Origin of the sequence: Acinetobacter seifertii (genome assembly GCF_000368065.1) — a bacterium.
GTDB lineage: Bacteria > Pseudomonadota > Gammaproteobacteria > Pseudomonadales > Moraxellaceae > Acinetobacter > Acinetobacter seifertii.
On the sequence record NZ_KB851199.1, the window covers coordinates 220,850 to 237,005 of the forward strand.

General features: G+C 39.9%; 15 protein-coding genes and 1 pseudogene. 5 read left to right on the forward strand and 11 right to left on the reverse strand.

Features of this window, described 5'->3' with window-relative positions; all coding sequences use genetic code 11:
• Window positions 1-60: 60 nt before the first annotated feature.
• From F985_RS06000 to F985_RS06035, 9 genes and pseudogenes are all read right to left on the reverse strand, one after another.
• Window positions 61-564 (reverse strand): DUF6586 family protein, encoded by a 504-nt coding sequence (locus F985_RS06000; RefSeq protein WP_004698871.1) that lies wholly within the window; start codon window positions 562-564, stop codon window positions 61-63.
• 123 nt (window positions 565-687) lie between these two features.
• Window positions 688-849, reverse strand: a pseudogene (locus F985_RS25975) (ASCH domain-containing protein); the annotation flags it as partial.
• A gap of 7 nt (window positions 850-856) precedes the next feature.
• On the reverse strand, window positions 857-1,096 hold the full coding sequence (locus tag F985_RS06005) for an RNA recognition motif domain-containing protein (protein WP_004698872.1): 240 nt from the start codon (window positions 1,094-1,096) through the stop codon (window positions 857-859).
• A 73-nt stretch (window positions 1,097-1,169) separates the two neighbouring features.
• Window positions 1,170-3,149 carry an ATP-dependent helicase gene (locus F985_RS06010; protein ID WP_025469061.1) on the reverse strand — a complete coding sequence of 660 codons (1,980 nt, stop codon included), beginning with the start codon at window positions 3,147-3,149 and terminating at the stop codon, window positions 1,170-1,172.
• A 116-nt stretch (window positions 3,150-3,265) separates the two neighbouring features.
• Complete coding sequence (locus F985_RS06015; RefSeq protein WP_025469062.1) at window positions 3,266-3,838, reverse strand: HdeD family acid-resistance protein; 573 nt, start codon at window positions 3,836-3,838, stop codon at window positions 3,266-3,268.
• Between the two features lie 137 nt (window positions 3,839-3,975).
• On the reverse strand, window positions 3,976-4,734 hold the full coding sequence (locus tag F985_RS06020; RefSeq protein ID WP_004698879.1) for a hypothetical protein: 759 nt from the start codon (window positions 4,732-4,734) through the stop codon (window positions 3,976-3,978).
• A gap of 87 nt (window positions 4,735-4,821) precedes the next feature.
• Window positions 4,822-7,458, reverse strand: coding sequence for a type I DNA topoisomerase (gene topA, locus F985_RS06025; protein WP_004698880.1), 2,637 nt, complete (start codon window positions 7,456-7,458; stop codon window positions 4,822-4,824).
• A gap of 35 nt (window positions 7,459-7,493) precedes the next feature.
• Window positions 7,494-7,943, reverse strand: a complete 450-nt coding sequence (locus F985_RS06030; RefSeq protein ID WP_004698883.1) for a hypothetical protein — start codon at window positions 7,941-7,943, stop codon at window positions 7,494-7,496.
• Between the two features lie 147 nt (window positions 7,944-8,090).
• On the reverse strand, window positions 8,091-8,468 hold the full coding sequence (locus F985_RS06035; RefSeq protein ID WP_004698884.1) for a winged helix-turn-helix transcriptional regulator: 378 nt from the start codon (window positions 8,466-8,468) through the stop codon (window positions 8,091-8,093).
• A 99-nt stretch (window positions 8,469-8,567) separates the two neighbouring features.
• Here F985_RS06035 and F985_RS06040 point away from each other — a divergent pair, with 99 nt between their 5' ends.
• The gene (locus tag F985_RS06040; RefSeq protein ID WP_004698887.1) at window positions 8,568-9,575 is read left to right on the forward strand and encodes a zinc-binding alcohol dehydrogenase family protein; all 1,008 of its coding nucleotides are present in this window, start codon (window positions 8,568-8,570) and stop codon (window positions 9,573-9,575) included.
• A 55-nt stretch (window positions 9,576-9,630) separates the two neighbouring features.
• On the opposite strand, the gene F985_RS06045 is transcribed toward F985_RS06040, so the two are convergent.
• Window positions 9,631-9,876, reverse strand: coding sequence for a SlyX family protein (locus tag F985_RS06045; RefSeq protein ID WP_004698888.1), 246 nt, complete (start codon window positions 9,874-9,876; stop codon window positions 9,631-9,633).
• 32 nt (window positions 9,877-9,908) lie between these two features.
• On the opposite strand from F985_RS06045, the gene F985_RS06050 reads away from it, so the two are divergent.
• Entirely contained in the window at window positions 9,909-11,819 is a 1,911-nt protein-coding gene (locus F985_RS06050) for an ATP-binding cassette domain-containing protein (RefSeq protein WP_004698891.1), read from the forward strand.
• A gap of 20 nt (window positions 11,820-11,839) precedes the next feature.
• Here F985_RS06050 and F985_RS06055 read toward each other — a convergent pair whose 3' ends face one another.
• Window positions 11,840-12,847, reverse strand: coding sequence for an acyltransferase family protein (locus F985_RS06055; protein WP_004698892.1), 1,008 nt, complete (start codon window positions 12,845-12,847; stop codon window positions 11,840-11,842).
• Between the two features lie 237 nt (window positions 12,848-13,084).
• On the opposite strand from F985_RS06055, the gene F985_RS06060 reads away from it, so the two are divergent.
• The 3 genes from F985_RS06060 (at window position 13,085) to lpxL (ending at window position 16,001) form a co-directional block, all read left to right on the forward strand.
• Complete coding sequence (locus tag F985_RS06060; protein WP_000343018.1) at window positions 13,085-14,293, forward strand: IS256-like element ISAba26 family transposase; 1,209 nt, start codon at window positions 13,085-13,087, stop codon at window positions 14,291-14,293.
• A gap of 68 nt (window positions 14,294-14,361) precedes the next feature.
• Window positions 14,362-14,946, forward strand: a complete 585-nt coding sequence (locus F985_RS06065; protein WP_025469063.1) for a LysE family translocator — start codon at window positions 14,362-14,364, stop codon at window positions 14,944-14,946.
• 119 nt (window positions 14,947-15,065) lie between these two features.
• Window positions 15,066-16,001, forward strand: coding sequence for an LpxL/LpxP family Kdo(2)-lipid IV(A) lauroyl/palmitoleoyl acyltransferase (lpxL, locus tag F985_RS06070; protein WP_004698896.1), 936 nt, complete (start codon window positions 15,066-15,068; stop codon window positions 15,999-16,001).
• The last annotated feature ends 155 nt before the right edge of the window (window positions 16,002-16,156 follow it).

A 16,156-nucleotide genomic window follows, 5' to 3' on the forward strand; every position in this document is an offset into this window, starting at 1 on the left:
TCTCGTCTTATTTATATAGGCGCACTAGGATTAAATTTCAAGCGCTTAAACAGTTTAATTTTAGAACTCGACCATTTCGTTACGAAAACCATCAATTAAATGACTTAATTCTCTATGCCATTCACGCAAGATTTTCACATCGGGCAACCATGACTGAGGTCCCTGAGTCACTTTAATGATCAAATTAGAAGATGTTTCTTCTTCTGGCGTTGGTTCAGTTGGTTCTGGTGCGTACTGACACATACGGTAAGCGCGCTTTAACTCTGCAACAAAGCCATCTTTGGCTAATTGCTGCAAAACAGAAACCTCAGGAGAAACCTGACCTTTTGCAGCCATGAGTTCTTCAATCGATTTTAATGTCGGCTGTGAGTCATTTAAACGGTAGTAACGTACGAGTTCTTGCAGAAAAGCCAGCATTGCACCATGCAAGTGAAAGACAGCTGTTTCACGATAAGCTTGTACCTGCTGTACATGATCAGTTTGCTCTGCTTGTTGACACGCTAAGCGCGCAAAATAGAGTTTTTGATTGGTACGATCGGCATGATAACGAGCAACACGTGACATAACTAAACTTTCCTGTTCTAAAGATTGCCATCAATATGACTATTCTTAGCTTAACGACTCCATTGATAAAATCAACGTTATTTATGGAAAATCCAAAGCAAGTTGATAAATTTTTCGTTATTACTCATCACCATCATTGATTAAAAAATTCAGATTCTCAACAATTAATAGATCTTTAAGAGGCTACTCTGTAGGCACCCATGAACGGACTTCCAGTGTCTTTACACCTTGGGCTATACGGGTTCCATTGGGAGCAACCACAGAAAGAGCTAAAAATTGTTGCATAAAAGCATTACTCTTCAGCGGCTTTAACGCGAATTCCGTAACCTTTTACTTTAAGTGTATTTAAGCCTTTAATGGCTTTGATTGCTTCACGTGGATTCGGCATTTCGACAAAGCCAAAACCTTTTGATTTACCTGTCTCTTTATCGGTTACAACGACGCAAGACTCAACTTTACCATAAGCCTTAAACAGCTCTAAAACTTCAGCTTCAGTCACTAAACGATCTAAATTACGAACTAATATTTTCATTTTCCAACCTTCATTGGCCTTCAAAATAAAGGCCAATATACATTTGAGTATTCACAGTGTCTTATACAGTAGTTTAGTCGAGATCGATACCAAAACCTAAGTTTACTGTTCGTGAAGTGTTCCATTGTTTTTTGGCAAATGGCTGTGGAACTTGACGATGAATTTTTGCCTGAACTAAATGCGCGGGTAGATCATTTAGGAAATAACTTTCGATTTTACGACCTTGTTCATCATACGTGTCTTGTGACCATGTATTCAGGTTTTGCTTCGTCAAAATCAATTCATTTTCCGCACGTGTTAATGCAACGTATAACACACGGCGTTCTTCTTCGACATCATCAAAATCCCCCTGTGCGCGTGCATATGGAAACTGATTTGGCGAAACATGCGGTACATAACATACCTTTTGCTCTGCACCTTTAGCCGAATGAATTGTAATTAAAGTCACTAAATCATCATCACCCGCTTTTTCAATTTCAGAAACTGAAATCGGCTCAAGCACATATTCTTCAAGAAATTCACCCAGCGATGCATGCTTACGCGCAAGTTGTTTAACCAAATCAAAATCTTTAGCGCGACGTGACCAGTCTTTCGTTTTATAGTTTTGCTCTAACTGTTCACTTAGGGCATCGAGTGCCAAACCAATACTTGCTTCAACATGCTGCTGTAACACATCAAGCTGTTTCAAAATTAAAATAGCCTGTAAAGGGACTTTTCCATGACACTCCAAACGCTGACAACGCTCTTCAACCTCACTAATGCCCATTAACTCTTGTGCTAACTTACTGGCACCAACATCACCAATACCATCCCATAAGGTTAAAAAGCGCATCCAAGCCAAGTCATCCTGCGGGTTACTCACAATACGCAATAGACTGAGTACATCCTTTACATGTGCGGATTCCAGTAACTTTACGCCACCAATAAAACGATAAGGAATTTCAGCAGCAATAAATGCCCCTTCCAAATAGCGAGCACTGTAGCCAGAACGAACTAAGACCATATGGTCGTACCAATTTGCGCCCTGCTGATGTCGCTCTATTAAGTCTTGTGCGATCCAATTAGCTTCTTCAAATTCATTACCAAATAAGTGGAGCTGTGGCTTTTGCCCTTTGCCACGATATGCCTGTAGCTGTTTTTCATAATCGATTGGGCTATGAGCTAATAACCAGTTTGATAAATCCAATATTTCTTGAGTTGAGCGGTAATTTAAATCTAAGGTATGAATAACGGCATCAGGAATCCGTTCTTTAAAAGAATGAATGTTTTCAAAGTCGGCACCGCGGAAACCATAAATTGACTGAGCATCATCACCCACACAAAACAATTTCACCTTACCAATGAGTGGCTGCAAAAGTGCCCACTGTAAAGGGTTGGTATCTTGCATTTCATCGACCAGCAAAGCTTGGCAAAAACCTGCAACCCAATCTGTGAGTGCTTCCGAGTTTTGCAAATGAACAGCGACAATCGACAAAATATCGTCATAGTCTAAAAAGTTCCGCTCTCTTTTACGTTGCTCATAGGTTTTCATTAGCTCCGCAATTTGTGCCTTGTACTCATATACTTCAGGTAATTGCTTGAGTAATGCCTCTGAAAGCTTAGATTGCGTATTACGGGCATAAGAATATAAATCACACAGCTCTGCTGCTTTAGGTAAAACGTTATCTTTGTCTTTACCTCTCAATAAGCGAAACATGAGTAACTGATCATCACGATCAATAATACTAAATTGGGTTAAACCAAATGCTTGTGGATTACGACGCAGCAAGTACATGCAAAAGGTATGAAAGGTTGATGCACGAAGACCCTTGGCTTGTGCCCCAACATGCTGTTCAACCCTTGCAACAATTTCACTCGCGGCACGGCGCGTGAACGTTAAAATCTGGATTTGATTTGCAGGTAATCCCTGATCAATTAAATAAGCTGCGCGAGCAACAATCGTTTTAGTCTTGCCACAGCCTGCTCCAGCCAAAACCAGACAGTTTTGAGCCGTAGTCGTTGCTGCCTTTTTTTGCTGAGCATTTAATTCATTAATTAACTTTGCAAGACTCATAACACACATCGCCAAAACACCAAGGCCTAGTTTAACAGACCCATGCCACGAGATGGACCTTAGCTCACTAAAAACAGAAAAGGACACCCAAAGTGTCCTTTTATGCGATATTTAGTTTAAGAAAGTGTTTTTGAGCTAGAAGGTAAATGCTTAATTGCAGAAGCAAGTCCTAAGAAGTTAATGCCCTGAAATAAAATATCTACTGCCAAAAACATTCCCAATACCCAAAACGGTGAGTCCTTAGAAACTAAAATTAAAATACCTGTAGCTAGGGTTAATAAACCTGAAAATAATGTCCATCCCCACCCAGCAATTGGTCTTAATAAAAATGCGTTTATGGTGCGGATGACCCCAGCAATAATCAGTGCAATCGATAACAGACTAGTTAAAACTACAGCTGTAGTCACAGGTGTAGAAAATGCGTAATAGCCAGCCATTAAATACAGCACCCCAAAAAGTGCCCATAGCCATCGGCTACCACCCTTAAATACACTTAAGGCAGCAATCAAATGTAGAACACCGCCTATCATCATCAAAATACCAAATAGGAAAACAACCGAAAATGTTGCAAATGGTAGTGAACTAAATAAGACTAAACCGAAAATAATGAGCACAAAGCCTAATATTAGATACCATTTACGATCAGCATGTAGCTGATTACGAACTAAATCATTACCTACAGTTTTCATCATGGCTACTCTTATTATCAGGTATTAGGAAGTTTATATATTGTCATTATAGTGATTTACTTCACATTTATTGTCTGTATAAGATCTGCATCGTTTATTAACAATTGATGTGGATAAAACAGTATTTATCCACAATTTTATTTCAACCAACCAATTTCTTGAGCTGTCGGTAAACCTATTACAGTTTCTTGTAAATCTCTTGGCATTTTATTGGTCTGCTCAGACAATGGAGTTTTACCCCCCATGATTTCTGCTTGCTTTTGTGGGTAAAGAGGTACTTTTTCGGGTTGTGCATAACCCAATGGATAAATCGGCTGGCCTGTTTTTAAATCATATTTATCTTTTGCGCCAAAGCCATGCAATAGCTCATGAACAAGAACGACCTGATTTTCTGATGCCTGCTCACGTGCAGCAAACAAATTGACGCTACCAATACGACCTTTTTCTAAAGCAGTCGAGTGCACTAAAACCTTTTGATAAGTTGGATCATAATAATTTAAATAAAGTTTAAGTGACGCTCCGCTATCTTCAGGCTGTTTTTGTCGCCATGCATAAAAACGAAACTTCAAGCTCCACCAGATTACATTCAGGATATTGGCATTTTGCGGAACCACAGGTGGCCGATGCTGTAGTGGTTGCGCTAAACGGATTTCAAAGTTGCTGGACTGTCCACGATAATGCTGTGACCATTCACTTAAATAGCTTTTGAGCGTTTGGAAATCAGCGTCTTGTAACTGATGAATATAAGCTTGCGTGGTTTGTAAACCATCTGCATTTACTGGGTGTAATACCACAACAATAGGCTGATTCCAATCTTGATTCTGATCTCGCCATGCCTGAACCGCAACGATTAATAAAATAATCAATAGGCACAAAATCCGAATGTTTTTCCACATTCTTTTTCCCCATAAAAATTAAATTTCTCTTTTATTGTTGTTGATATAAAAAATGCTAGCTGAGCTAGCATTTTTTAACTGTCTTATTTAGCCTTCAATCCATTTACCGTCTTGGAAAATCAGGCTCCATTTGGTTTGTTTACCTTCTGGTGTTTCAGATCCCACATATTGTGATTGGTTCTTACGACTAAACTTCACAATAGTCGGATTACCTTCAGGGTCTACATCTGGAGCTTGTAAAATAAACTGGTATTTTGGATCAAGTTGGTCAGCAACACTACGAAGCTCAGCAACTTTTGGTGCACGTGTTTCACGAATTTTCGGGAACTTACTTGCAGCCAAGAATAGACCAGCAGCACCATCACGTAACACGAAATAGTCATCATGCTTCGTTGAGCGCAAATGTTCCATCTTGATCGGTTCTACACGCGGAGGTGCAGGTTGACCACTCTTCAAGACTTTACGGGTATTGTCACAACTGGTACAAGCGAAATACGGGCCAAAGCGACCAGTTTTAAGTTGCATTTCGCCGTCACATTTATCACATGGAATAGTTGGGCCATCATAACCCTTAATCTTGAACTCGCCTTCTTCAAGCTCATAACCATCACAATCTGGATTGTTACCACAGACATGAAGCTTGCGACCACCATCAATCACATAGCTATCCATTGCTGTACCGCATTTTGGACAGCGATGCTTTGACATCAAGTCAGCCGTTTCAGCTCCATCATCATCAGATAACGCAGCTAAAGACTCAACTGGTGTTAAGTTTAAAGTCCCTTTACAGCGTTCTTTAGGCGGCAAATTGTAGCCAGAACAGCCTAAAAATACGCCTGTTGTACCTGTACGAATCTGCATTGGTCGTGAACATTCAGGACAATGTACTGCTGGTACTTCAACTGGCTGGTTACGGCGCATGCCTTGCTCGCCTTGAGCATTGGTCAAACGCTTTTTAAAATCACCATAGAAAGTATCGAGTAACTCTTTCCAGTTACGCTCACCTGTAGCAACTTTGTCGAGCTGTCCTTCAAGGTCTGCTGTAAACGCATAGTTCATCAGGTTATTAAAACTTTCATCAAGACGATCTGTCACGATCTCGCCCATCTTCTCTGCAAAAAGACGACGATTTTCTAATTTGACATAACCACGTTCTTGAATGGTAGAAATAATCGCTGCATAAGTCGATGGACGACCAATACTACGTTTTTCAAGTTCTTTTACTAAAGATGCCTCAGTAAAACGTGCAGGCGGCTTAGTAAAGTGCTGACTTGGGTCTAACTTCTCTAATTTTAAGATTTCACCGACTTTAATAGCTGGCAAAATAATATCGTCATCAGACTTGTTGGCACCACGAACTCGCGTAAAACCATCAAATACAAGCGTACGACCTTTTGCTTTTAACTCAACATTGCCTGCCTCAACCGTTAAAGTTGAAGACAAATATTCTGCTGGTGTCATTTGACAAGCAACAAACTGACGCCAAATCAAGTCATATAAGCGCTGAGCATCACGCTCTACACCCGCAAGTTGATCACCTGTAAGTGAAACATTTGAAGGGCGAATTGCTTCGTGGGCTTCTTGAGCACCCGCTTTGTTACCATAGCGGTTTGGCTTTGCTGGTAAGTATTTTTCACCAAACTGGCTTTCAATATGAGCACGTACCATATTTACAGCGTCATCACTCAAAAACGTAGAGTCCGTACGCATATAAGTAATAAAACCAGCTTCATACAAACGCTGCGCAAGCATCATGGTTTTCTTTACAGAGAAACCTAAGCGTGTACTTGCAGCTTGTTGTAAAGTCGAAGTGATGTATGGTGCACTTGGATTGACCTTAGTCGGCTTATCTTCACGCTGTGCAACTTTATATTCAGCGCCTTTTAAAACTTCTAATAAAGCATCAGTTTCAGCTTTATTTTTCAGTTTAAGCGTTTTACCTGCTTGTCTAACTGCTTCAAGACGGATGTCATCTTTTTTGGCTTGGGTATCTGCAAAAACTTGCCAATATTCTTCTGGAATAAAAGCACGAATTTCACGTTCACGTTCCACAACAAGCTTTACAGCAACTGACTGTACGCGACCTGCCGATAAACCACGGGCAATCTTTTCCCAAAGTAATGGCGAAACCATGAAACCCACTACGCGGTCTAAGAAACGACGTGCTTGCTGTGCATTCACACGGTTTAAGTCTAGGCGCGTTGGTTGTTTAAATGCTTCTTGAATGGCATTTTTAGTAATTTCGTTAAATACCACACGGTGATAACGACTATCGTCACCACCAATCACTTCGCGTAGGTGCCAAGCGATTGCTTCCCCTTCTCTATCCAAGTCCGTTGCAAGGTAGATTGCATCTGCATCTTTAGCAAGTTTCTTGAGTTCAGCAACAACATTTTCTTTGCCAGGTAGAACCTCGTAGTGTGCTTTCCAGTCATGTTCCGGATCGACACCCATACGATTAATCAGCGCAGATTGGGCTTTTTGTTCTTTTTCAGCTTCAGTGAGTTTTGTCCGGGCAGCCGGCTTTTTCTCTGTTGATTTGCTGCCGCCTGTTGGCAAGTCACGTACGTGACCCACAGAAGACTTAACAATGTACTGCGAACCTAAATATTTGTTGATGGTTTTCGCTTTGGCAGGCGACTCCACAATCACTAAGGCACGTTTATGTGCAGCAGAGGCAGTAGATGCTGTGCTTTGAGATGCAGAGCGCGAGGTATTCGCCATATAAAATGTTATTCCTATACCAATAAATTTAAAAATCAGGCTTCAGCCAAGGCCAACAGATAAGCCTTCATCTCATCTAATTGCGTGGCTTTTAGGTCCGATTCCTCATCCCAATAAAGGCCTACACAGTTTGCCTGCATATCAATAGCATAAATCCCTTTTAATGCAATGGGAGAATCATTAAATTTCTCATCGCCCTGCACTACTTTTAATTTTCCGTCTATAACACGAGCACGCATGAGCGTTAAACGAGCATCGGGGATTAATACACTATAATAAGCAACCATGCTGGCACGCTTTTCAGTTGCCATCGGGACATGTGTCCATTCAGGTGCGGCAATTATGCGTGGATGTAGTCCCATTTTACGGGCTTTGTCTCGCATAATACCGAGTGCCTTTTCACGCGGACTCACTCTTAAACCAAAAATGGAGCCTAGCACGAAAAGAACAATGATAACGGTAACCCAAATTCCCATATTGTCCATAGCAAAACCTATTAATCTCTTTTATTAGAGTTGCATAAGCTGACCAGAAAACGCAAGTTACATCATAAAAATAATGTCCCATTAACCTGTGAGGTTAAAAACTACAACATTTTCTCGTAGATATTCTTAGCAATCTAGGCACAATATTTAGGCAGACTTTTCAGTTTCAAGAGTGGATAACTTACCGAACCGATCTAGATGGGCATCTCCCCATGTTTTTAAAGCAAGTAAAATCTGCTCAAGACCTTGTCCTAAATCTGTCAGGCTATATTCAACTTTAGGAGGAACTTGAGGATAAACCTCGCGATGAATAATGCCATCTTGTTCTAACTCACGAAGCTGATTGGTGAGCATTCTTTGCGTAATGCTTGGAACTCGTTTACGAATTTCATTGAATCGCAAGGTTCCTTCATTTAGTAAATGCCAAAGAATGACACATTTCCATTTACCATCAATCAAACTGATTGCGGCTTCAACTGAACACCCCGGTGAGCAGTCAAAACTTGAATGTCGAGCTTTTGCCATTTTACAGTATCCTTTTTGACACTATGAGCGTTATTTGTCTGTAGTCACTATTTTTAAGCTTACGTTATGATCAAACTCTCAACAAGAGGAATCACAATTATGAAAGCTGTGGCATATCAAAAAGCAGGGCCTATTACATTGCCAGAGGTACTCGTAGATATTGAACTCGACACTCCCGTTGCAGAAGGCCATGATCTGCTTGTTCGCGTACAGGCTATTTCAGTAAATCCAGTCGATACCAAAATACGTAAAAATGTAAGCGCCGAATCTGGTTGGAAAGTGCTTGGCTGGGACGCTGTAGGTGTGGTTGAAGCGACTGGAGATAAAGTCACTCAATTTAAAGTGGGTGATATTGTTTGGTATGCAGGCGCGTTAAATCGCCAAGGCAGTAATAGTGAGTTGCAATTGGTTGATGAACGTATTGTTGGTCATAAACCGAAAAATTTAGAAGTAACTGAAGCGGCTGCTCTTCCTTTAACTGCAATCACGGCTTGGGAAATGCTATTTGATCGTTTGCAAGTTCCAAAGACTGCACCAGAAAACACAACAATATTAGTGATTGGCGGGGCTGGTGGTGTAGGCTCTATTACCATTCAGCTTCTTAAACAGTTAACTAACCTTACGATTATTGCGACAGCTTCACGCCCTGAAACGAAAGAATGGGTAAAACAACTCGGTGCTGACTATGTATTAGATCATCGAGAGTCTTTAGCGCCACAAATCAAGCAATTAGGCTTAAATGCACCTTCATATGTGTTCTCGACCACTCAAACAGATCAGCATTTAGCAGATATTGTAGAGTTGATTGCACCACAAGGGCACTTTGGACTCATTGATGACCCTGAACAGCTAGATATTAAACCGTTTAAATCGAAGTCTGTATCGGTGCATTGGGAATTTATGTTCACACGTTCAATGTTTCAAACTGAAGATATGCAAAAACAAAGTGAACTATTAAATGAAGTCAGCAAGCTAGTTGAGGAAGGGAAAATCAAAACAACTGTGACTGAAGTTTTAAGCCCTATTAATGCTGAAAATTTAAAACAGATTCATCAACAAATTGAGAGTGGTAAGACAAAAGGGAAAATTGTTTTACACGGTTTTTAACTAAAATTAAAAATATCCTCTAGTTAAAAAGGCAAGTATTGAACTTGCCTTTTTATTAATAGTGAGGAGGTTTATTGGTTAATGGGTCAAAAGGCGCAATACCTTCTGATAAATCTGAAGATTCCACACGTAGGTAAAGTAATTGCATTTGTTTTTTCAAATCAGCTATTTCCTGAGTTTGAATAGCGAGTTGTTGATTTAATTGTTCAACTAAATCATCCAAAAATGTAATTCGCACTTGCAAATCTTCAATGGGTGCGGAAAATGACGCTTGATCATCATGATATGGTGGTTTAGTCATTTAAATCCTCATTTGAGATTCTGGAAAACATTATGGCCTATATTACCCTAAGGGATGTCCAACTTGCTTTTGGCGGACCTGCCCTGCTCGATGGCGCGAACTTTAATCTAGAACGTGGCGAACGAGTCTGTTTAATTGGGCGTAATGGTGAAGGTAAGTCTACTTTACTTAAACTCATCGAGGGAAGCTTATTACCAGATTCTGGTGAAGTTTCTATTCAAAATGGTCTAACGGTTTCGATGTTAGCCCAAGACGTCCCAATGGATTCTGGCAAAGTTGCTGACATTGTGGCAGATGGCGCAGGAGAAGCTGCCGAAGTACTTAGAGCTTACCATGAAGCAACCGATGCTTGTATGCTAGGAGACATGGAAGCCTGTGACCGTATGGGTAACCTTCAGCACAAGCTAGACCAACTAGACGGTTGGGCGCTTGAAAACAAGGTGAATGCCCTATTAAGTAAAATGGGACTCGACCCAAACGCAGATTTGGCAGACTTATCTGGTGGACGTAAACGTCGTGTTTTACTTGCTCGTGCTCTTTTAACGCAGCCAGACGTACTCCTTCTAGACGAACCGACTAACCATTTAGATGTTGAAAGTATTGAGTGGCTAGAAAAATTCCTACTCGATCAAAATAATTTAACGCTTCTATTTATTTCGCATGACCGCTCTTTTGTAGATAGCATTGCGACTCGAATTGTTGAACTTGACCGCGGCATCCTACGTGGCTACGAAGGTAACTATTCTCGCTATTTGGAGCTTAAAGCTCAGCAAATGGAAGCAGAAGAGAAGCAAAATGCTTTATTTGATAAAAAATTAGCTGAAGAAGAGGCTTGGATTCGTCAAGGCATTAAAGCACGTCGTACACGTAACGAAGGTCGTGTTCGTGCATTAAAAGCTTTACGTGAAGAATCAAAAGCACGCCGTTCACAACAAGGCAAAGTGAGCATGGCGACTCAAGAAGCAAATCGCTCAGGTAAATTAGTATTTGATATTGAGCACTTAAGCGTATCTTATGATGATAAACCACTCATCAAAGACTTCTCCACCCTTGTCATGCGTGGTGACCGTATTGGCCTAGTAGGCGATAACGGCGTTGGTAAAACGACTTTAATTAAAGCGATTTTAGGTGAAATCGAGCACGGTGGTTCTGTTAAGACAGGTACACAGTTAGAAGTTGCTTATTTTGATCAATTACGTAATGCCTTAGACCTTGAAAAAACAGTCATGGCAAACGTTTCAGAAGGCTCTGACTTTGTTGATGTAAACGGCAACCGTCGTCATATCTACAGTTATTTACAAGATTTCTTGTTCTCACCTGAACGTGCACGTACACCAGTCAAAGCGCTTTCTGGTGGTGAGCGTAACCGTATCTTGCTTGCTAAATTATTGCTTAAACCATCGAACCTGATTGTGATGGACGAACCAACCAACGACTTGGATATGGTGACTCTTGAGCTACTTGAAGAGATGCTGTCTGATTACAAAGGTACGCTATTACTTATTTCGCATGACCGCGCATTTATGGACAACGTCGTAACATCTACGTGGGTATTTGATGGCAAAGGTAATATTGCAGAATACATCGGTGGCTACCAAGACTACTTACTACAACGTCCAGATGACAAAGTAGTAGATCAGAAATCTGACGTTAAAAAAGCTCAAGCAAAAGCTGAAGCTGAAAAAGCCGCGGCTCAAAGTAATGTTAAAAAAGTGAAATTGAGCTATAAAGACCAACGTGAACTTGAGCAACTTCCTGCTGAAATCGAGAAATTGGAAGTTGAACAAGCCGAGCTTTCTGACAAACTTGCAGATGGTTCGTGGTTTGTGTCTGATGCAGATGCTGCGACCCAAGCAAGCCAACGCCTAGCAGAAATTGAAGAATTACTGCTTGAAAAATTAGAGCGTTGGGATGAACTTGAGCAAATGAGTAAAGGCAGTTAATCAATAAAAAAGGGCTTTAATTAAAGCCCTTTTTTTGGATTTAGAATTTCTAGTAATGCCATAAAAGGTTTATAAACAAATAAAGAGATGAAACGAATTAAACGTTCAAATATCTGTAACTGCAAAACCATACAAGTCAGGATAGCCAAAACGAGACTAATAAAAATATTCGTCTCTAACGAATATTTAAAACTTAATTGATGAGTCAAAACAATAATTACAAAACCATGCAATATATAAACTGGCAGCGTTTTTTGGCCTAAACCGATCCAAGGTCGTTTAAAATTTTGAGTGAGTACAAATAAACTCAAAACACCCATAGCCGATAGCAACATAATTACACTGCGAATCAGTATTCCCTGCCATAGATCTACATGTAGTTGAAAATATGACAAACTGCCAAATAACCAGTAATAATTATAATGACTTATAGCGGCTACAGCAGTAATGATTAATAATGTACTAACAGCAAATAATTTTGCATAAGGCAACTGCGGAATATACTGAAAAATGGTTTTACCATAGATTGCCCCTGCCATAAAAAAAGGTAAAAATACGAAAATTCGACCAATCGAATAGCTGTAATTATTGATGGGTGAGCATCCAATAAGTACAGCTAAAACTATTGAAAACAGAACTGGATATGCCGTCTTTTTTAGGAAAAAAGCGAGAACCGTCCAAGCCACCATGCCAAATAAATACCATAGCACCCAATAAGGCTTAGCAAACCATACCAAATGAAATGACCAATTCCATAAACTTCCGTTATAGAAGGCATCAAGTAATTGAAATAAAAGTTGAAACGGCAAATACAATGATAAAAAGTAAATTAATTTTTCTAGTATTTTCTCTTCTTTAAAAAACATGCCCGATATAAAAATAAAAGCTGGCATATGAACAAAGTAAATACCCCCTAAAATCGCTTGATTCAGAGGTTCGTTCCAGCCAATTAACCTTTCAAGGTAATGACCCAATACAACCAGAAAAATTAAGACACCTTTTGTGGCATCGATATGGAGATTTCTCATAAAATTCTATGAAATCAGGATATTCATATCATACTGAATTATTCTTATTTTTTAATTCAAAAAGACAATGAACAAAGTTTCGCTGTATACAAAACAATTATGATATACCTATCAGTATAATAATATTTAAGGATATTTCCGTGCTAGATCTCTCTCAAATTTGGGACTGTTCTAAATTTTGTGTAAGTACTTAATTTTCATTTATCCTTCAGAGGATAATTACAAAAGGTACTTCACATGGATGAAGCAACAATCAAAAGTATGGCTGCCGAATTGGCTAAAGGTCTAAAAACACCAGAAGACTTAAACCAAATGACAGCAGTCTTTAAAAAATTCATGATTGAAACTGCACTCAATACTGAACTTTCAGACCATCTCGGTTATGAAAAGCATCAGCCCAAGAAAGGCTCAAATAGCCGTAATGGGTTTAGTTCTAAAACCATTACAACTCAAGATGGACAACTGGCTTTAGATATTCCCCGTGATCGAGAAGGTTCATTTGAGCCACAAATTATCAAAAAGCACCAAACACGCATCACCAGTATGGATGACCAAATCCTCTCACTGTATGCAAAAGGAATGACTAATAGGGAAATTGTAGCCTTCTTCAAAGAAATGTACGATGCCGATGTGTCAGCATCTCTCATCAGCAAAGTTACCGATGCTGTGATTGAGCAAGTGACTGAGTGGCAAAATAGAGCCTTAGATAGCCTTTATCCTGTTGTCTATCTTGACTGTATTGTTGTCAAAGTCCGTCAGCACTCCAATGTGATTAACAAGTCCGTATACCTTGCTTTAGGCATCAATATGGATGGGCAAAAAGAATTACTGGGTATGTGGATTGCTCAGACAGAAGGTGCCAAATTCTGGCTGTCAGTCATGACAGAGCTAAAAAATCGAGGAGTACAGGACATTCTTGTTGCCTGTGTAGATGGATTAAAAGGCTTCCCTGACGCGATAGCCTCTGTTTACCCTCATACTGATATTCAACTGTGTATCGTGCATGTTGTACGCAATAGCCTGAGATTTGTAAGCTGGAAAGACTACAAAGCTGTTACGTCGGGTCTGAAAGCGATTTATCAGGCAAGTACAGAGGAAAATGCTTTAAAATCCCTAGACATCTTCTGTGATCAATGGAATCACCAGTATCCCAAAATTGGAGAATCCTGGCGGGCCAATTGGGAAAATATCCGAACGATCTTTAGCTATCCAGCCGAAATACGTCATGCAATTTATACAACAAATGCGATTGAGTCGTTGAATAGCGTAATACGCCATTCAACGAAGAAAAGGAAAATCTTTTCATCTGATGACTCAGTAAAGAAGGTCATTTACTTAGCAACATCAAATGCTGCGAAGAAATGGACGATGCCAATTCAAAATTGGCGTTTAGCAATGAATTGGTTTACGATTCAGTTCGATGATCGATTAAAAGATCATTTATAAAAAATGGAACTTACACAAAATAATTTACAGGCTCTCAAATTTTGGCATTCGGACTCATTTGCTTGGCGATGGTACTCACCCCGGGTCCAAACATGATTTATCTTATCTCTCGCTCCATTAGTCAGGGCAAACTCGCAGGTTTTATTTCCCTCGGTGGCGTTGCGGTTGGTTTTGTATTCTATATGCTCTCTGCTTCTTTCGGGATCACAGCGCTTGTGGTCGCAGTTCCATATGCCTATGACACGATTCGTATTGTAGGTGCCATATATTTACTCTGGCTTGCATGGAAAGCATTACGTCCAAATGCAGCACCTATTTTCAGTGTAAAAGACTTATCTATCGATTCACCATTAAAATTATTTTTAATGGGCTTTTTGACAAATTTACTTAATCCCAAAATTGCGATTATGTATTTGTCTTTATTGCCACAGTTTATTCACCCACAACAAGGCAGTATTTTAGCGCAGTCTATTCAACTCGGAACCATACAGATTTTTGTAAGTGTTTCAGTAAATGCACTGATTGTATTTTCTGCAGGTAGCATTGCGCTCTTTCTACAGCAAAAACCGCTTTGGGCAAGCATCCAACGCTGGATTATGGGGACGGTATTAGCCGGACTCGCTGTTCGTATTCTTTTAGAACACCGCCGATAACTCACTTTATTTTTCTTTACAGACTCTAAACCTTCAATTTACTCCTGTGTATTACGACGATAAATTCAGTTCGTGATACACTTTTGGCAGTTTTAACTTTTTCAATTTTTTATATCGTTATGAGCCAAAAGCAGCCTTATACGCCCGGTGAGTTTCAGTGGTCCTTTTTATTACCTAAATATTGGGGTGTATGGATTGCGATTACTTTGCTCATGCTTTTGGCTATTTTACCGTGGGCGATTCAATGGCGTTTGGCTCACGGGTTAGCAAATATCGCTTGGAAATATTTAAAATCTCGTCGCAAAACGACTATTCGTAATTTAGAAGTTTGCTTTCCCGAGTGGTCATCTGAAAAAGTACAACAACAAGCAAAACAAGTTTTTGTAGATATGATGCTTGGTATTTTTGAGACCTTAAACGCTTGGTATAAACCTTACTGGTTTAAAAACCGTGTCACGATTGAAGGTTTAGAACATATTACCAATGCTCAAGCTCAGGGCAAAGGCGTTTTATTACTGGGAACTCACAGTACTTTGCTTGATGCTGGTGGTTATGTATGTGCTCAATATTTTGAACCAGATGTTGTGTATCGCCCTCAAAACAACCCTTTACTCGACATGTTGATCTACCGTTGTCGAGCAACGATTTACAAAGCTCAAATCGATCATGATGATATGCGGGGCTTAATTCGCCATCTTAAAGATGGTGATGCCATTTGGTATAGCCCAGACCAAGATTTCGGACTCAAGCAAGGTGTTATGGCACCTTTTTTTGGAGTGCCAGCTGCTACAGTCACGGCCCACCGTCGTTTATTAAAAATTTCAAAAGCAGTTGCAGTCCCTTTATATTTTTATCGTCATGGCGATGTACAGAATCCTAAATATCATATCTTGATTGAACCTGCTGTCGACAATATGCCAAGTGAAGATGAAATCGATGATGCAACCCGTGTAAATAAGATTATTGAGAACCAGCTTCGTATCGCACCAACCCAATATATGTGGTTCCACCGCCGATTTAAGACACGTCCTGAGGGATATGAAGAGATCTATTAAGATAAAGCTGTAATGATTTTAAATTGGTAGTAGGCACAACATTATTTATATGACTCGCGGAAACGTCATCCACAACCTGCCCAAAATCAGTGAAGATACTGTTTCTGCGATATAATTTGATACACACAAGCAGTGAACAGGTTTTGTGGATGAGA